The organism is Pedobacter jeongneungensis (genome assembly GCF_000633455.1).
GTDB lineage: Bacteria > Bacteroidota > Bacteroidia > Sphingobacteriales > Sphingobacteriaceae > Pedobacter > Pedobacter jeongneungensis_A.
This window is the reverse complement of sequence record NZ_AYMG01000010.1, coordinates 270,616-287,111: the sequence shown is the minus strand read 5'-3', so window position 1 is coordinate 287,111 and position 16,496 is coordinate 270,616. Positions and strand designations below refer to the sequence as shown.

General features: G+C 37.6%; 19 protein-coding genes. 8 read left to right on the top strand and 11 right to left on the bottom strand.

Annotated elements, in window-relative coordinates:
* From U859_RS0109605 to U859_RS0109590, 4 genes are all read right to left on the bottom strand, one after another.
* The gene (locus U859_RS0109605) at nt 1-1,035 is read right to left on the bottom strand and encodes an Atu2307/SP_0267 family LLM class monooxygenase (RefSeq protein ID WP_025143168.1); all 1,035 of its coding nucleotides are present in this window, start codon (nt 1,033-1,035) and stop codon (nt 1-3) included.
* Between the two features lie 310 nt (nt 1,036-1,345).
* Complete coding sequence (locus U859_RS0109600; RefSeq protein WP_025143167.1) at nt 1,346-2,275, bottom strand: M28 family peptidase; 930 nt, start codon at nt 2,273-2,275, stop codon at nt 1,346-1,348.
* Nucleotides 2,276-2,628: 353 nt separating this feature from the next.
* On the bottom strand, nt 2,629-4,485 hold the full coding sequence (gene dnaK, locus U859_RS0109595; protein WP_025143166.1) for a molecular chaperone DnaK: 1,857 nt from the start codon (nt 4,483-4,485) through the stop codon (nt 2,629-2,631).
* A gap of 235 nt (nt 4,486-4,720) precedes the next feature.
* Nucleotides 4,721-5,962, bottom strand: coding sequence for a glycosyltransferase (locus tag U859_RS0109590; protein ID WP_025143165.1), 1,242 nt, complete (start codon nt 5,960-5,962; stop codon nt 4,721-4,723).
* Between the two features lie 94 nt (nt 5,963-6,056).
* Between U859_RS0109590 and U859_RS0109585 the strand changes: the two genes are divergently transcribed.
* Nucleotides 6,057-6,638 (top strand): tRNA-(ms[2]io[6]A)-hydroxylase, encoded by a 582-nt coding sequence (locus U859_RS0109585; RefSeq protein ID WP_025143164.1) that lies wholly within the window; start codon nt 6,057-6,059, stop codon nt 6,636-6,638.
* Nucleotides 6,639-6,691: 53 nt separating this feature from the next.
* Here U859_RS0109585 and U859_RS0109580 read toward each other — a convergent pair whose 3' ends face one another.
* From U859_RS0109580 to U859_RS0109565, 4 genes are read right to left on the bottom strand one after another with little or no spacing between them, the layout of a single operon-like run.
* Entirely contained in the window at nt 6,692-7,774 is a 1,083-nt protein-coding gene (locus U859_RS0109580) for a DUF3810 domain-containing protein (protein WP_025143163.1), read from the bottom strand.
* 3 nt (nt 7,775-7,777) lie between these two features.
* Nucleotides 7,778-8,038, bottom strand: coding sequence for a Txe/YoeB family addiction module toxin (locus tag U859_RS0109575; protein ID WP_025143162.1), 261 nt, complete (start codon nt 8,036-8,038; stop codon nt 7,778-7,780).
* 51 nt (nt 8,039-8,089) lie between these two features.
* On the bottom strand, nt 8,090-8,290 hold the full coding sequence (locus tag U859_RS0109570) for a DUF2683 family protein (protein WP_025143161.1): 201 nt from the start codon (nt 8,288-8,290) through the stop codon (nt 8,090-8,092).
* A 35-nt stretch (nt 8,291-8,325) separates the two neighbouring features.
* Nucleotides 8,326-9,660: a dihydroorotase gene (locus tag U859_RS0109565; protein WP_025143160.1), complete on the bottom strand. Its 1,335-nt coding sequence runs from the start codon at nt 9,658-9,660 to the stop codon at nt 8,326-8,328.
* Between the two features lie 308 nt (nt 9,661-9,968).
* Between U859_RS0109565 and U859_RS0109560 the strand changes: the two genes are divergently transcribed.
* From U859_RS0109560 to U859_RS0109540, 4 genes are all read left to right on the top strand, one after another.
* Complete coding sequence (locus tag U859_RS0109560; protein ID WP_025143159.1) at nt 9,969-11,315, top strand: DEAD/DEAH box helicase; 1,347 nt, start codon at nt 9,969-9,971, stop codon at nt 11,313-11,315.
* Nucleotides 11,315-11,587 (top strand): hypothetical protein, encoded by a 273-nt coding sequence (locus U859_RS0109555; protein ID WP_025143158.1) that lies wholly within the window; start codon nt 11,315-11,317, stop codon nt 11,585-11,587. The genes U859_RS0109560 and U859_RS0109555 overlap by 1 nt, the downstream gene beginning before the upstream one ends.
* A gap of 114 nt (nt 11,588-11,701) precedes the next feature.
* Entirely contained in the window at nt 11,702-12,037 is a 336-nt protein-coding gene (gene gldC, locus U859_RS0109545) for a gliding motility protein GldC (RefSeq protein WP_025143157.1), read from the top strand.
* Nucleotides 12,038-12,215: 178 nt separating this feature from the next.
* Complete coding sequence (locus U859_RS0109540; protein WP_025143156.1) at nt 12,216-12,614, top strand: hypothetical protein; 399 nt, start codon at nt 12,216-12,218, stop codon at nt 12,612-12,614.
* Here U859_RS0109540 and U859_RS0109535 read toward each other — a convergent pair.
* Genes U859_RS0109535 through U859_RS0109525 form a run of 3 tightly spaced genes read right to left on the bottom strand, consistent with a single transcriptional unit; the run spans nt 12,611 to nt 14,064 of the window.
* Nucleotides 12,611-13,120, bottom strand: coding sequence for a lipocalin family protein (locus tag U859_RS0109535; RefSeq protein WP_051584671.1), 510 nt, complete (start codon nt 13,118-13,120; stop codon nt 12,611-12,613). The genes U859_RS0109540 and U859_RS0109535 overlap by 4 nt on opposite strands.
* Before the next feature lie 57 nt (nt 13,121-13,177).
* Nucleotides 13,178-13,564 (bottom strand): hypothetical protein, encoded by a 387-nt coding sequence (locus U859_RS0109530; RefSeq protein ID WP_025143154.1) that lies wholly within the window; start codon nt 13,562-13,564, stop codon nt 13,178-13,180.
* Between the two features lie 20 nt (nt 13,565-13,584).
* The gene (locus U859_RS0109525) at nt 13,585-14,064 is read right to left on the bottom strand and encodes a methylated-DNA--[protein]-cysteine S-methyltransferase (RefSeq protein ID WP_025143153.1); all 480 of its coding nucleotides are present in this window, start codon (nt 14,062-14,064) and stop codon (nt 13,585-13,587) included.
* Between the two features lie 377 nt (nt 14,065-14,441).
* Between U859_RS0109525 and U859_RS0109520 the strand changes: the two genes are divergently transcribed.
* From U859_RS0109520 to U859_RS0109510, 3 genes are all read left to right on the top strand, one after another.
* On the top strand, nt 14,442-15,107 hold the full coding sequence (locus U859_RS0109520; RefSeq protein ID WP_025143152.1) for a heme exporter protein CcmB: 666 nt from the start codon (nt 14,442-14,444) through the stop codon (nt 15,105-15,107).
* 80 nt (nt 15,108-15,187) lie between these two features.
* Nucleotides 15,188-15,850: a cytochrome c biogenesis protein CcsA gene (gene ccsA, locus U859_RS0109515; RefSeq protein WP_025143151.1), complete on the top strand. Its 663-nt coding sequence runs from the start codon at nt 15,188-15,190 to the stop codon at nt 15,848-15,850.
* A gap of 1 nt (nt 15,851) precedes the next feature.
* Entirely contained in the window at nt 15,852-16,070 is a 219-nt protein-coding gene (locus U859_RS0109510) for a CcmD family protein (RefSeq protein ID WP_025143150.1), read from the top strand.
* The last annotated feature ends 426 nt before the right edge of the window (nt 16,071-16,496 follow it).

The following is a 16,496-nucleotide window of genomic DNA, read 5'->3' as shown; positions in this document are numbered from 1 at the left end:
CTATTTTTTTTTTAATGCTTCGCGTACTTTTGGAGCAATTTTAGTCCCGAAAATCTCTATCGATTTCATTAAAGCTGCGTGAGATGGTCCACCGACATCCATGTGAGCTGAGAAACGGGTTAAACCAAAAGTTTCTTCCATTGCCAAAATTTTATCTACTGATTCGTTTGCATCGCCGATGATTAAAGCACCGCCATCACCTCTTCCTGAATCAAATTGATTGCGTTGGTACGGTGCCCAGCCACGTGAGCGGCCGATGCGGTTCATTTGAGCCGAATAAAGCGGGTAATAATAATCAGCAACCTCATTGCTGTTTTCGCCAAATATGGAATGCATATGCACGCCAACTTCGAACTTGCCCATGTCATGTCCATATGCCTGGTAAACTTTTTTATAATAATCGAAAAGTGGCTTAAACTGTATGGGTTGACCTCCAATTATGGCGAACATTACAGGTAAGCCCAATCTGCCCGCACGTTCTACTGATTCTGGTGTTCCGCCAACAGCAACCCATATTTTTAAATTGTCGTTTACTGCTCTTGGTAATATTTCCTGGTTATTCAATTCTGGTCTGAACTTACCTTTCCAGCTGATTTTAGGTGATGCGTTTATTTTTAGGAGCAATTCTAATTTTTCTTCATAAAGCTGATCGTAATCCTGAAGATCGTAACCAAATAGAGGGAATGATTCGATAAAACTGCCTCTACCGGCCATTAATTCAGCTCTGCCATTCGAAATTAAATCTATCGTAGCAAAATTTTGATAAAGTTTAACCGGATCGGATGAACTTAAAACCGAAACCGCACTGCTCAGTTTAATGTTTTTGGTTACGGTAGCAGCAGCAGCCAATATAATTTCAGGACTGGATACAGCATAATCAGGACGGTGGTGTTCACCAATGCCATAAAAATCCAAACCCACTTCATCCATGAGTTTTATTTCTTCTATAATTTCCTGAAGCCTTTGCTGAGCAGGCTGGATTTCTCCTTTTGCATTGATCTGCAGATCGCCAAACATTCCGATACCTAATTCCATAATGCTAAATAATTTTAACAAAGTTAATGGATGAGGATGAAGTGGTTTTTGATGTATGGTAAGAAAAGGAGGTAAATTATTGGTGCTGATTGGATTTTGTTGAAATAAGATAGACTGTGTCGTCACCCTGAATTTATTTCAGGGTCTTTATAGCACGAAAGATGCTGAAAGAAATACAAATTAACTATATTGAAACGTCGTCATATCGACTGAAACGTAGCGGAATGGAGAGATCTATAAGTTAGATTTCTCGGCTGCGTTGCACTTCGCTCGAAATGACGACCCCAGTGAGCCTGTCATCATTGTGTATCTAATTTTCTTTCAAAGAAATCAATCCATTATAAACTCCATCAATTACTTTGGCCATTCTCTGTATATCAAGAGTTTCAATGGTATCGGTTTTTTGGTGATAATTTTTATTCCGGTAAAAGGAAGTGTCGGTAATCATCATGGCATCGTAGTCAAATTTCCAGTAGTTTAAATGATCAGAAAAATCGATGCCTGGCAATGAAGGGGGGCTGGCAAATGTTTTAGTTAAAATACTTTTGCTTGTTTTAAAATTTTTAGAAAACTGATTTACAAATTCGCCTGATCCGAATTTTTTAACCAACGTTATGTAATTCCCCTTGTTTCCATACTTCATAGATAGTATGCCAATAGGGTAGGATTGAGTTTTTGCTTCATCTTTAAAATAACCGATCATTTCGAGTGAAATCATTCCAAATACCTCGGCTTTTGATTCTTTTAGCGATTTGGCGTGAATGTAACTGCCCATTAATTCGGTACGGAAATAAGGTGGTTCTTCTAATGTATAAGCTACGAGATCGATTCGATAATCTAGCTTTTTACCTTTAAGCAACCTCGAAAGTTCCAGTAAACCAATTACACCGCTGGCATTATCATCAGCCCCCTCCTGATCACCACAAACATCGTAATGAGCACCAACAATAATCCGTTTTTTATTTTCCGTACCAAAAGAGCATATGATATTTTTATAAATTTTCTGATCAACAGTATATTCCTGTGCGTAAACGCTATCGGTAGAGTTTTTAAAAACAGTTGTAATGTAACCGGCCGTTAGATTGAGTTGATCGATATTGCTGTAATTGCGGAACTGAGGCGTTTTAGTTAAGGTTTTTAAATAATTTTTGATTAGGCTTGTATCTGATTGGGCAAAAGCGCTGTTATAAACTGTAATGAGAAAGAAGAGAAAGCCAATTAAGATTTTAAATTTATACATTGGTTAAGATATCAGAAAGTGTTTGATTTGATCCGTAACCGAAGATAATTATTTGTATCTGTTTTATTGGCATCGCGACCTGCGTTTTTTCGCTGTACCTGTGTTATTTAAACACGATTGGAGGGAAGAGCTTCCGATCCTTCAATTGGAACTCGTACCAAAAGCGGGACTATCGAATCCGATTAGCACTGATATTGCTTTCCAGAAAAAATAAATGCATAGCTGTTGAATCAGAATAACTATCTATAATAACTTTGAACCATATTTTAGAAATATAACAGCATCTAAAAATACAACCAACAATAGCATGAAAAATTCTGAAATAAGTTCAGAATGAGGGATTTGAGCTGAAATTACTCTATTTTCTTGCCCTTCATCGCAGTAGAAATCGCAGCATCCATTACACGCTCGGCAAACGGACGTGTAAATTCGTTAAGCTCGTCTGCTTTCTTTAAAATGGTGTCTTTTTCTTGTGATGCTAAAGCCGTTTTTAGCGCTTCAATATATGCCACCATTTCTGCAATTTCAGTTTCGGTTAAATGTTCTGCATGTTTTTTGATAAAACCTTCTGCGGTGTAAACCAATTGTTCACCTTCGCTTCTGGCTTCAATCAGCATCCGTTGCTCTACATCACTTTTCGCATGGGTAATGCTATCAATCAGCATTTTTTCTACTGTATCATCACTTAGTCCATAACTAGGCGTAATTTCAATCTCTTGTTTCACGCCAGAACGTAATTCTATGGCCTGAACGGTTAAAATCCCATCGGCATTAAGTAAAAAGTTAATATCTACTTTCGGTAAACCTGCAGGCATTGCCGGAATTCCTTTTAAATCGAACTCCGCAAGTTTTCTGTTTTCTTTCACCAGATCGCGTTCGCCCTGGTAAACAGATATTTTCATATTTACCTGTCCATCTATCGAAGTGGTGTATTGGCGACCTGCTTTAGTAGGTACTTTACTGTTACGGGCAATAATCACGTCCATTAAACCGCCCATAGTTTCGATACCTAATGAGAGTGGTGTAACATCTAACAATAATATATCAGAACGGTTTCCGGCCAAAACATCAGCCTGTATGGCTGCACCCAATGCCACTACTTCATCAGGATTGATATTATCCTGCGGTTTTTTGCCAAAGAAATTTTCTACTGCCTGTTTTACAAAAGGTGTGCGGGTAGAACCACCAACAAGGATCACTTCGTCGATATCACTTGCCGTTAAATCAGCATCTTTCAATGCATTTTTACAAGCAGTGATGGTTTCTTCCACTTTTGCTGTAATTAACTGCTCAAAAGTTTGCTTATCAAGTGTGCACCAGATTTCGCCAACCTGTTCATTGTATAAATTTTGGGTTGATAATGCTTTTTTTGCAGCTTCGGCCTGTAAACGCAGGGTTTGCATCAAAATATTATCTTGCGCAACCACGGCTACATCAAGGTTGTTTTTCTCTAACCAGTAATTTAAAATGGCACGGTCAAAATCATCACCTCCTAAATAGGTATTGCCATTGGTAGATAAAACTTCGAAAATGCCGTTCTGGATTTGTAGGATGGAAACATCAAAGGTACCTCCGCCTAAATCGTAAACCGCAATGGTTTTCTGTTGTGATGGATCTAAACCGATTCCATATGCCAAACTTGCTGCAGTAGGTTCGTTTACAATACGCATTACGTCTAAACCGGCAAGTTTGCCCGCATCCCGGGTGGCCTGACGCTGACTATCATTAAAATATGCGGGAACGGTAATTACAGCCCTGTTAACCGGAGTTTTTAAAGCGTGTTCTGCCCTTGCCTTAAGTTCTTTTAAAATTTCTGCAGATAATTCTATTGGGGTGTAAAAACGATCACCGGCTTGTATTTTCACCAAAGCATCCGTATCGTCGTCGATAATTTTGTAAGAGAAAATGTCTTTGTGCTCGGCCACATCTTTGTAAGAGCGGCCAAGTAATCTTTTTACCGAAAAAATGGTGTTAGCAGGATCGGTGGTTAAAAATTCTTTCGCCTCGTTACCTACAATAGCCTCATTCTGGCTGTTGAAATATACCACTGATGGCACCAATATCCCTTTGCCAGCATCGTTTATTACCTGTGGATTTTTATCTGGATTGATAAATGCCACCAAACTATTGGTTGTGCCTAAATCTATTCCAACTATAATTTCTTCCTTTTGAAACGAACCTGTAGCAAGGTTAATTGATATTTTTGCCATGGCTGCAAATTTACAATAATGTTGTAAGGTTTTAGGGGCGAAATGTTTTAATGTTGTAAAGATTGAATTTCATTTTTAATGAATTGAATAAGGATTTGGAAATGAGAGGTTCGGTAATTCCTTGACCGTTGCAGTCCTGCTGTACCTCCTGCCGATTGAAGGATCGGCATCCGTACCATCAGGTTTATTTAACAATGGTTCGTACAGCAACTATCAAACTTCGGACTAAAAACGCTCAACTCCGAACTCCAAACTTATTTTTCTCCTCAATCCACAACGACATATATTTTGTGCTCTGTGCGGTATGGTGGTTTAAAATCTGTCCGAAAAAGTTGTTCTGGCGGTGTTTGGTTAAGTTTGAGGCCAATTTTTCTACTTCGTTTATAAACTGATCAGTAAAATATTTGGCAGCGTATCGCTCATTGATGATTTTTACCCCATTTTTCCGGGCAATTTGCCATGCATTTTTATCTTGATAGAGTTTTACGGCTTCTTCTATAAAAAGTTCCAGGTCGTCTTCAATGGTGCCATTCCAATCTAAATCCCCTTTCATGGCTTCTGCGCCAACGGATGTAGTAATTGATGGCGTACCTACCTGCATGGCATCTATAAATTTACCTTTTACACCTGCACCAAATTGGATAGGGGCAAGCAGAACGCGGTGTTTAGAAATCGTTTCTTTCGCATCAACTGCTCGTCCTTTAATGAAGAACTTTTCAGTTTTATTATCCAATTGTAGCACTTTTTGTGATGGATAAGCACCGTATATGTTCAAAACGGCATTTGGAAGTTTTTTTCTTAGTGAAGGCCAGATTTTTGTTTTTAAAACCTGTACGGTATTCCAATTGGGTTCGTGGAGAAAATTGCCAATAAAAATAAAATCAGCCCGATCTTCATAAGGAACCCATTTTTCGATAGTTTGTGGTGTAATCTCATTTTCTAAAAAGGGTAAATAACAAATCAATGATGAATCTATTTTAAACTTATCTTTCAGGATATCCATTTCCACTTCTGAAATGATTAAAGATAAATCGCAACGTAATATTGATGCAATTTCCCTCTTAGCGGTATCAGAGAACAAATCGATGGCTTGTTTTTTCTTATCACCTTGTTGCCGTGCGCTCCGCAGGCAGTGTAAATCTTCGGTATCCAGAATCCTAAGCGCATCAGGACATTCCTGCTGTACCCTCCAGCCGTATTGTTCTTCTACCATAAAACGATCAAAAAGCACTAAATCCGGTTTTAATTCTTTCAAAAAAGTATTAAAGCTTTCGTCGTTTAGTTTAATTTCTTGCTCTACAACGTTCGTGTTACTAAAATCATAACTGAAATCGCTTTTAGATGCTGCTGAGGAAAAAGTGATCTCGTAACCTTTGGTCAGAAATAAATCAACCAGTTGGATCATCCTCGTACCTGCCGCCGAAGAGGTTGGCTCAGGCCAAACAAATCCAATAATCAATAATTTCTTTGCGTTCATGATTTAAATTTCTGCAAAATAAAGGCTTTTTAGCTCACAATTTTAAAACCGTGCCGATTATTTCTAATTTTGCAGCTCAATTACAAAGCACCAGATGTTAGGATTAAAATTGTTGACAGACCCACGTTGGGCAAATATTGCGGAATCGAACTTAGAAGAAATTTTATCTGATCATGCCTGGTGTGAGCAAAAAGCTGCAACCAATGCCATTACTTTGATTACCCAAAATTCAGAGCATCAGGACTTGGTTGATGAATTAACAGCCATTGCTATCGAAGAAATGCAGCATTTCCAGATGGTAATTGAAATTATAAAAAAACGTGGCTATACTTTAAGCCGCGAACGTAAAGATGATTATGTTGGCCGTTTAGTTAAGTTTAGCAAAAAAGACGGTAGCCGAAACATGGCTTTTATCGACAGACTTTTGTTTGCCGCAATGATCGAGGCCAGAAGTTGTGAGCGTTTTAGGGTACTTTCATTAAATATTAAAGATCAGGAACTGGCTAAGTTTTATCACGAACTCATGGTTTCGGAAGCTGGCCATTATACGACTTTCTTAAATTTTGCACGCAAATACAGTACAGACGTTGATGTTGACAAGCGCTGGAAAGAATGGCTTGATTTTGAAGGAGAATTGATCCAAAGTTTTGGGACGAGAGAAGCGATACACGGGTAGTCCGAAGTCGGATGTCCGAAAGTCGGAAGTTTTTAGCGCATAACTTCTACTTATTATCTTCGGACTTCGGTCTTTCTGACCTCCGACTTATAAATATTCCACAGCCAAATCACAATATCCTGATAGCTGTCGATTCCCTTTTTCTGGTTGTTCAGTTTTAAAAAGCGATCGAAAGCGGCATCCATGTAACCGAACATATCTCCATTGTATTTTCGCCAGAATTCCTTTTCGGCTTTAAAATCGGCTAAAATCTGCGGTAGGAGTTTTGCGCGAAGCGTTTTATAATCTTCCGGCGATTTCATCCTGATTTCGAATAAAATATACCGCAACATTTCATAATTGGCAGAATATTGGTAATTCACATCAGGACTATTACTTGCAGTAAGGTAGCCTAGAAGATTAGCTTCATCCTCATAAGCAATACCTAACTGGTGCCCAATTTCGTGACAGCTTACATAAGGTTTTACAAAGTCGGGCAAATTCATATTCATATTGGCTTCGCCAGAAAGTGGGGCGTAATAGCCTTCGATACCGATTTTGCTGATGATCCACGAATTTAAAACTGATTTTAAACAAGGATTTTGATAGCGGAATACCTTATTTTTTTGTGTCATTAGCGTATAAGCCGCCGCAGATTTAAACTCCAGCTCATTGACAGTATACACAGGCACCTTTCCTTGCTTTAATTTTAAAGCATTGGTTTTATTAACGAAATAATTGCCGAGTACGACTAATTCTTTAACGTTATATTTTTCATTACCAATACCTAACTCTTCGCTAATACTTGGCCGACTGTAATTTAAACCCCAAACTATTTTGAAAATGATATAAAGAATTAAAAAGAAGTTGAGAACCTGTAGAGGAATGGCAATTCTATCCTGCTTTTTTAATGATTTACGCCTTTTGTAAAACCTTACGATTTTATAAAGTACAAAGCCAATGAGTAAAACATAAATAATATCGCCAATAGCAAAAGGAAAAAGAGAAGATATAAACCTTATGGCTGAAGAGATATAAGGATAAAAACCTGTTGAATAATATTTTTGAACCAGGGTGGGGAATAAGCCAAAAAGATACACTAAGATGGCAATGCCAACTAAAGTAAAGGACCTGATAGATAATGGGCGGGTTATCATTAACTATTTATAATGACCTCTTAATGAATAAATATTTAAAATATTGTCAGTTATATCATAAACAATTCGATGTTCTTCATTTATTCTTCTAGACCATTGGCCAGATAACTCATATTTTAATTGTTCTGGTTTGCCAATGCCCATAAAAGGATTTTCTTGAATTGCCAAGATTAATCGTTCAATCTTTTTCTGAATTGATTTATTACCTGATTTTTTCCAAAGCTCTAAATCAATAATCGCTTGTTCGTGTAATTCTACTTGCATACCAAAAAACTAAATTAAATCGGGATGCAGTAAACGGGGATAATTAAAGTACTATTTCCACATGCTTTTAACGTCTATTTTCTTTCCAGATTTGCCAGATTTTCTAGCATTTACACCCTTAAGAACTTTCTCTACAAACTCAGCCTTATATGGACTTTCTTCTGTCTCAAAATCAATCTTCAAAACTTTCATAACAACTTTTAAAGCAGTCGCTTGTTCTTCGTTTTTAGGATGTGCAATTAATGTTTCCATATATTCTGACAATTAATAAAACAAATATAACAAATCTATCTCGCAAAAGTTAGTCGCTTTCCAATCTGATCCGTCGTGAATTTGCCATTTTGATAGGCTAAATTACCTGATACAAAGGTATGTGTAATGCTGGATTGGAAAGTGTCCCCATCAAAAGGGCTCCAGCCGCATTTATAGAAATTATTGAGTTTGGTTACAGTCCATGAGTCTTTAAGGTTTACCAAAACCAAATCTGCCCAGTAACCTTCGCGGATGAAACCACGTTTCTCAATATCAAAACAGATGGCAAGATTATGTGCGGTTTTTTCAACAATCTTTTCCAGTGAGATTTTCCCCTGTAAATGCATTTCTAACAATGCTGGCAATGCATGCTGAACCAAAGGTCCGCCTGATGGTGCCTGCGAATACGGTTGCTGCTTTTCTGCCAAGGTGTGTGGCGCATGGTCTGTTGCAATTACATCAATATAATCTTCCAGCACACCTTTAAGCACTCCTTTTTGATCATCTTCTGTTTTTACCGCAGGGTTCCATTTAATAAAATTGCCTTTTGCAGCATAATCTTTATCGTTAAACCAAAGGTGATGTATGCAAGCCTCTGCAGTGATTTTTTTATCTTTTAATGGTGTAATGTTATCAAACAGTGCGATTTCTTTTGCTGTAGAGATATGGAGGATATGCAAACGTGTTTGGTAGCTTTTTGCCAATTCGACCGCTAGTGAAGAAGATTTATAACAAGCCTCTGCGCTACGGATCAGCGGATGCATTTCAATCGTGAGGTCATCACCATATTTAGCTTTAAACTCGGCAAGGTTATAGCGGATGGTTGCTTCATCTTCGCAATGTGTGGCTACCAAAATTGGTGCTTTACTGAAAATGTTTTCTAATGTTTTTTCATTATCTACCAACATGTTTCCAGTTGATGAACCCATAAAAACCTTAATGCCACATACATTTCTTGGATCGGTTTTTAAAACTTCTTCAATATTGTCATTGCTGGCACCCATATAAAATGAATAATTGGCCAGTGAGGTTTGAGCCGCAATTTCATATTTATCTGCCAATAGGTCTTGGGTTAGCGTATTGGGTACTGTATTCGGCATTTCCATAAAAGAGGTAATTCCCCCGGCCACCGCGGCCATACTTTCGGTAAAAATATCGGCTTTGTGGGTTAAACCTGGTTCGCGGAAATGCACCTGATCATCAATCATTCCTGGTAAAAGGTATTGTCCTTCTGCGTTAATTTCCTGTGCTTCGGGTGCAGATAGATTTTGACCGATTTTGGCGATTAATCCATCTTTTATCAATACATCGGCAACAATTTTTTGTCCTTCATTTACAATTGTCGCAGCTTTTATCAGATAAGTATTCATGGTTTCAAAGGTAAAAATAGATTTGAGAAGTTAGATAGGAGATTTGAGAATTTCGACAGCCCTATTTCGGTTGATGAAAGATACAGAACTGAATTTAATGCTACTGTTTTAGGTTAAATAAACCTGATAGTAGCGGGCATCCCGATCTTCATCGGGATAAAGTGGATAGCAGGGCTGTCAGAACCAAAGATTTACTGAAATTGCTTTACCCCATAATCTCTTAAAGGGGACTTTAAGTTTACCATTGGGTTTAAACCTTCTGCCTTATACCTTCAAACCCTCAACCTTAATCACTATCTTTGTGCGCTATGGCAAAATCGTTCGAAGAATTTAAGTTAAACAGGCAAATTTTAAATGCAGTTGCCGATGCTGGTTATACCGTTGCCACACCGATACAGGAGAAAGCAATTGCGCCTGTATTATCAGGGCAGGATATTTTTGGTATTGCAGAAACGGGAACGGGAAAAACCGCAGCTTTTGTTTTGCCGATTTTAATGCAATTGAAATACGCCCAGGGCGAAAACCCGAGGGCTTTAATTTTGTCGCCAACGCGCGAACTGGCCATGCAGATTGCCGAACAAGTGAAATTATTCTCTACTTATACCGATTTAAGATCATTGGTGATTTTCGGCGGAATTGGTCCGAAAACGCAAAAAGAGCAAATTGCAAAAGGGGTTGATATTTTAATTGCTACGCCCGGAAGATTTTTGGATTTATACTTAGCCGGCGATATCAATACGCAAAGCTTAAAGTTTTTGGTACTGGATGAAGCAGATAAAATGATGGATATGGGTTTTATCGGCTCAATTCACCGTATTCTGGAAATTGTTCCGCGCAAACGCCAGAATTTATTGTTCTCGGCAACGATGAGTGATCTGGTACAAAAAATTGCAGGCGATTTCTTGAATAACCCACTTGTAATTGAGGCATCTGCGCAAGCAACTCCTGCTGCAAACGTAACGCAGACTTTATATTACGTTCCGAATTTTAAAACAAAAATTAACTTGTTGCAACATTTACTCAAGAATGATGAGGCATTTAACCGCCTGATCATTTTCTGTAAAACTAAAACGGTTGCTGATAATATTTTTAGCTTTATCGAACGCAGGTACGGTGCAGATAACGTTCGTGTAATCCACGCCAATAAAGGGCAGAATACCAGGATTAATTCTATAAATAGTTTTAAAGAAGGTAATATCCGCGTTTTGGTGGCTACAGACGTGGCGAGCAGGGGAATTGATGTGAGCGATGTAAGCCATGTAATCAACTTTGATGTGCCAATCATCATCGAAGATTATGTACACCGTATAGGCCGTACCGGAAGGGCATTTGCCAAAGGTGATGCCATAACTTTTGCGACGGAAGGCGAAAAATATTATATCCGTAAAATCGAAAAATTAATCCGCCAGTATATTCCTGTTGCCGAAATTCCTGAAGGTGTTTTTATTGACGAAACCCCCTACGAAGAACGCCAGCACATCGCCAAAGAAATTGATATGCAGAAACGTAAGGAAGATCCTGAATTTAAAGGGGCTTTCCACGAGAAAAAACATGCAGCTGCGATTGATAAAAAAGCAAGGGAAAAAGCGAAGGCAAAGGCCGGTAAGGAAATAAAGAGTTTTAAAAAAGGTAAAAAATTCGATAAGAAAAAGTAATGAGCCTTAGGATTACACCTTTAAATATCGTTAGTGCCATTGGTTTAGCGCTGGTAACTATAAATCTTCTATCAGAAAAAACTACAGCACCCCGCCAGGTAAATATGAGCGGTTTTTACCTCCTTATTTTAGGTTGCCTTATCCTTGTAACTTTTATAACCGATTTAATTTTTCGTTTTACGCTGAAGGATATTAAAAGAATCTGGGTGGTAGAGCTGATATTCATCGTTATCGCGGCAATCTTGATGTTAATATTACAAAAAGTAGTATAATACAAGATTAAAGTATTTGGTAAATTCATCATCTTTGCATCCGAAAAAATAACCGGTAATCTGTGTAATCCCGTCATCTGTGGAATCCATTTATCGGTGTAATCAACTTAAAAAATGAGAAAAGCAGAAATTAAAATAACCGTTGAGTTAGATGATAACAATATGCCAGAGAACATTCTTTGGGAAAGTACCGATGCACAAACAACGGATAAAGTGCCTGTAAAATCGATGATTTTAGCCCTTTGGGACCATAACTATAAAAATTCGATGCGTATCGATCTTTGGACAAAAGATATGCCTGTTGATGAAATGAAACGTTTCTTCTACGAAACTTTACAGACCATGGGTGATAGCTTTTTAAAAGCCACAAACGAAACTTTGATTGTTGAAGATCTGCGTGATTATTGTGCACATTTCGCAGATAAAATGGGAATTATTGAAGGACAATAGTTGGTTCATTGGTTCAGTAGTCATTTGTTTATTGAGTTATTGAAACGGCAAAAATTTGCGATTGAACTATCAATCATGGGCCATTAACTATCAGTCAGTTAACCAATTCAAACAATTAACCGATTAACCAAAACTGTGTAATCAACCCGCAGGAAAAAATCTATAAAATCACTCTATTATGTTAGTATTAAATAAATTCAGGGCTTGGTTAGGCATTTTATTATGCGTTATTGCAGGTTTCTGCCCGATCTTAAAAGTGCCGATTAAAGGCAACTGGAATTTGTACCAATCCGATGCGCGTTTATTTTTAATCACTTACGCCATTATTGCCATTTCAGTATTGTTTCTGTTTATTAGAAAAGTTGGTGCATTTAGGTTTATGAGTTTTGTAATGGCTATCTGGTATGTTTTAGCTGTGGTTGCAGTTTACTTTACCGCAAATAATTATACCAAATACGGTTTTGCCAATAAACTGATTGGTAAAGTAGTTCATTTCCAATGGGGCTGGATTGTGCTTTTAGTGGGTGTAATATTTATGCTTTTCAGCGCTAAACGTGGCGAAAAAATAACAGCCTAGGCCTTGTCGTGCAACTGTGAGGTAAGTTTGGCTACTTCATAGCCTTTTGCCTTACATCTGGCCACAATTTCATCATGAGTTTTCTTCGGCATCGTCTGATTACGGCTCATGATGAACAAAAATTTATGGTCCGGGTGACCAACCACCACATAAGAATAATCATCAGCAAGTTCAATAATCCAGTAATCAACCTTAATCGGCCAGATAAATTGCGCCTGCAATTCTCCACTATCTCCACTTTCTGAGGGAAACATTTTCGAGTTTCTCGAATAAATCTTTTCATCCCCGGGCTTTTTGTAGGTAGTTAACACATTGTAATAACCATCCTTATTCAAGGTGTATTTCGTTGTTGTTTCTCTGCTGCCTTTATCGAAAATTGTAGGAATAGAATATAACGAATACCATGTTCCCGCGTATTTTTTTAAATCCAGTTTAGCCACAGGAACATTTTTTTCCATAGGCAGATAAGTTAAAAGAACAAGCAGCAGTGAGCAAATCGTTTTCATAATATCATCGGTTTTGATATTATTTACGGATTTGTGCTGATCCTGGTTTTGAAAATGTTAATCTATTGTAAAGTAGTCGTCTGTATCTTCTTCCAGCGGGATATAAATTCTTTCCCATTCGTTACCATCCACAATTTCCCAGATGTGCCCTTCGCCAGCAGTATCATTGGCTATCAGTACAATGCCTGGCTCAATGATAAAAGTTTCTCCATTACTTACTGTAAATTTCAGTTTGCCCTTAAGTGTAATTACGTATTGACGACGTGGGGCAGGATGGGGGATTTTTTCTAAAGTAGATACATCCGTTTGTGCAAAAAAGTAGTTTGCATTAATGTGCTGTCGGATGGGAATTCTACCTGTTTCGAATGTACATTTATCTCCTTCGATATTAATTAAACGTATGGCTTTTAAATAATTTGGTGTTTCGGCTTGGTTTGTACTCATCTGCTAAAAAATATATAGTTTTAAAATTTTAATTCTGTTTGTCCTTGTTGGGTAACCTCACGTTCGTGCTGTAGCAGCCACTGCTTGCGCCATAAACCGCCGGCATAACCTACCAGTTTACCATTGCTGCCAATTACCCTGTGACAGGGGACTACAATGGCGATATTGTTTTTTCCATTTGCAGAAGCAATTGCACGGATGGCTAAAGGTTTATGTGCCGAAAATTTAGCGTAAGAAGTGGTTTCGCCATAAGGTATCGCCAATAAATGCTGCCACACTTCCTGCTGAAAATCGGTTCCTTTCTGTTGCATGGGAAAATCGAAATCGCGAAGCGTTCCGCTAAAATAATCTTTTAACTGGTTGGCAACTTTTATGGTCAGTTCGTTTTCTGTTAAATCAGCAATATCTTTTTCGTCAAAAGTAACTGCATGCACAAAATCATCATCAGCCAGGATGCTTAATTTGCCAATAGGTGTTTCTATAACTGATGCGTAGTTCATTTTTTTTTACCACAGATTTACACAGATGAACACAGATTTTTGTGCATATTGTTTTTCTCCGTGTTTCTGTGTCTCCGTGGCCAATTAAATTTTAAATGCCTGTAATCTCGTTTATGCTACTTCGAAAGAATGCCATCTGTATTTATCCTTTTTATCTGTTGTTAATGGTCTTTCTGCATGTTTTCTGTGCCTCCGTGGCCAATTATATTCTTAAAATGATCAGAAACTTCAGTTGGCTGTGAAAAAAACACCATCTGTGTTTATCCTATTCATCTGTGGTTAAAACTTTTTTATATGTCCTTTAGCTATCAAACAAAATTACAACAATACAACAATAAAGCCATCCAACAATAAAGCAATTATTTATCTTTGCGGTTATGCAATTGGCCAAAGAGGTTAAATATTTAATACACAAAGAATTATTGTTAGAGTGGCGCTCCAAATATACCATTAACGGTGTGTTGCTCTATGTGGTTTCTACTATTTTTACCTGCTATTTGTCTTTTGTGAGCCTTGGCGACAAATTAACCTGGAATGCCCTGTTCTGGATTATTATGCTTTTTGCTTCCATCAATGGTGTTTCAAAAAGCTTTTTGCAGGAAACGAAGGGACAACAGCTTTACAGTTATATTCTGGCCAGTCCGGCAGCGGTTTTAATTTCTAAAACCGTTTACAATACACTGCTGATGCTGGTGCTTACCACCATCGCACTTGGATTTTATACTTTGGTTTTCGATTCCTTTACACCACCTGATATGGTGCTATATTATGTAGCCGTGGTATTGGGGAGTATGAGTTTCTCTACGGTATTTACCATGGTTTCGGCCATTGCCAGTAAGGCGGGTAATGGGGGTATGCTAATGGCCATATTGAGTTTCCCAATTATTATACCGGTATTGATTCTTTTGATCAAACTGGCTAAAAATGCGGTAGATGGCTTGCCATGGGAGAATAGTTACGATGAAATTGCGATGTTGCTGGTAGTGAATGTACTGATGGTAGCAACCTCTTTATTGTTATTTCCTTACCTTTGGAGAGATTAAATATGGAAGATGGAAAATGGATGATGAATCAGAAAGATGTTCACTCATTCAAAACTGATTCATTCAATAATTAAATATATATGCATAAAACCTGGTGGAAAATTTTAGGTTCAGTTTTAGTAATTTATACTGCAATTGCAGGATTGTTATTAGGTGTACCTCATTTGGCTATTTTAAACGAAACGATCCGTAACCTGTATTTCCATGTTCCGATGTGGTTTGCCATGATCGTTCTTTTTTCGATCTCTGTTTTTTACAGTGTAAAATCGTTGAGCAGCAAAAGCGAAATAGACGATATAAAGGCCGTAGAAAGTGTAAATGCTGGGATTATTTTTGGTATTTTAGGATTAATTACTGGTGCTATCTGGGCTAAATATACCTGGGGACAGTTTTGGAGCTTCGATCCAAAGCAAAATTTTGCAGCCATATCCATCTTATTGTATTTTGCCTACCTTATTCTCCGCAATGCGATAGATGAAGAACAAAAAAGGGCTAAAATTTCGGCCATTTACAATATTTTTGCCTTCCCGATGATGGTGGTATTGCTTTTTGTGCTTCCACGTTTAAAAGATTCATTACATCCGGGCAACGGCGGTAACCCTGGTTTTAACAGTTACGATTTAGATAGTCGCATGCGTATGGTGTTTTATCCTGCATGTTTAGGCTGGATATTAATCGGTTACTGGGTGTACACCATCCGTTTCAGAATTCGTTCAATAGAAAACAAACAACAACATAACTAAAATGAAGAAGATATTTTTCTCCCTAATATTATTGATGGCCACAATGCAGTTATTTGCACAGGACAATGGTGTTGAAATGGCTGATAGCCTTCGCAGCAGCGGAAAAATTTATGTTGTTGTAATGTGTATCGTAATTATCCTGGTTGGCTTGCTGGCCTATCTTTTCTCTATTGATAAAAGATTAAAGAAAATCGAAAAAGAAAACCATATCGGGAAATAAATAAAACGGACCGTTATTTACGTAGTCTGGATTAAATTTTAAGGGAGATCAAAATAATTTTGATCTCTTTTTTTATGTCTTATTGCTGAGGCAAAATTTACAATATTCGTAATTTAGATAGTGTTTTTATTCTTTGTTTAACGAGTATTGTAATAAAATAGCCTTGTGGATATTTTTTTTATAATTTTTTTCACATCATAATTGAGGTCAAAAAAACCTATAAAATTAGTCGTTTTAATTAGGTTTTGTACAGTATATATCTGCCTTTAGGGGTGTGTTATGGCTGTTTTTGGACGATATTCCACAATCGGTATAAAGCCTGTTATATAGCCGAAACAGGGTGGTGTTAGCTGTACACTAAGTGTTTTTGCATTTGGATATGTGCAGTTTTTTTAGGCAATTTTGCACCGAAAACTTATTCAATAT

Coding starts and splice junctions, on each gene's coding strand:
- U859_RS0109580 (WP_025143163.1), bottom strand. CDS start 7,774: ATGATAACCCGCCCATTATCTATCAGGTCCTTTACTTTAGTTGGCATT.
- U859_RS0109590 (WP_025143165.1), bottom strand. CDS start 5,962: ATGAACGCAAAGAAATTATTGATTATTGGATTTGTTTGGCCTGAGCCA.
- U859_RS0109605 (WP_025143168.1), bottom strand. CDS start 1,035: ATGGAATTAGGTATCGGAATGTTTGGCGATCTGCAGATCAATGCAAAA.
- U859_RS0109520 (WP_025143152.1), top strand. CDS start 14,442: ATGCAATTGGCCAAAGAGGTTAAATATTTAATACACAAAGAATTATTG.
- U859_RS0109585 (WP_025143164.1), top strand. CDS start 6,057: ATGTTAGGATTAAAATTGTTGACAGACCCACGTTGGGCAAATATTGCG.
- U859_RS0109525 (WP_025143153.1), bottom strand. CDS start 14,064: ATGAACTACGCATCAGTTATAGAAACACCTATTGGCAAATTAAGCATC.
- U859_RS0109540 (WP_025143156.1), top strand. CDS start 12,216: ATGTTAGTATTAAATAAATTCAGGGCTTGGTTAGGCATTTTATTATGC.
- U859_RS0109570 (WP_025143161.1), bottom strand. CDS start 8,290: ATGGAAACATTAATTGCACATCCTAAAAACGAAGAACAAGCGACTGCT.
- U859_RS0109600 (WP_025143167.1), bottom strand. CDS start 2,275: ATGTATAAATTTAAAATCTTAATTGGCTTTCTCTTCTTTCTCATTACA.
- U859_RS0109510 (WP_025143150.1), top strand. CDS start 15,852: ATGAAGAAGATATTTTTCTCCCTAATATTATTGATGGCCACAATGCAG.
- gldC (WP_025143157.1), top strand. CDS start 11,702: ATGAGAAAAGCAGAAATTAAAATAACCGTTGAGTTAGATGATAACAAT.
- U859_RS0109565 (WP_025143160.1), bottom strand. CDS start 9,660: ATGAATACTTATCTGATAAAAGCTGCGACAATTGTAAATGAAGGACAA.
- U859_RS0109575 (WP_025143162.1), bottom strand. CDS start 8,038: ATGCAAGTAGAATTACACGAACAAGCGATTATTGATTTAGAGCTTTGG.
- U859_RS0109560 (WP_025143159.1), top strand. CDS start 9,969: ATGGCAAAATCGTTCGAAGAATTTAAGTTAAACAGGCAAATTTTAAAT.
- U859_RS0109555 (WP_025143158.1), top strand. CDS start 11,315: ATGAGCCTTAGGATTACACCTTTAAATATCGTTAGTGCCATTGGTTTA.
- U859_RS0109535 (WP_051584671.1), bottom strand. CDS start 13,120: ATGAAAACGATTTGCTCACTGCTGCTTGTTCTTTTAACTTATCTGCCT.
- U859_RS0109530 (WP_025143154.1), bottom strand. CDS start 13,564: ATGAGTACAAACCAAGCCGAAACACCAAATTATTTAAAAGCCATACGT.
- dnaK (WP_025143166.1), bottom strand. CDS start 4,485: ATGGCAAAAATATCAATTAACCTTGCTACAGGTTCGTTTCAAAAGGAA.
- ccsA (WP_025143151.1), top strand. CDS start 15,188: ATGCATAAAACCTGGTGGAAAATTTTAGGTTCAGTTTTAGTAATTTAT.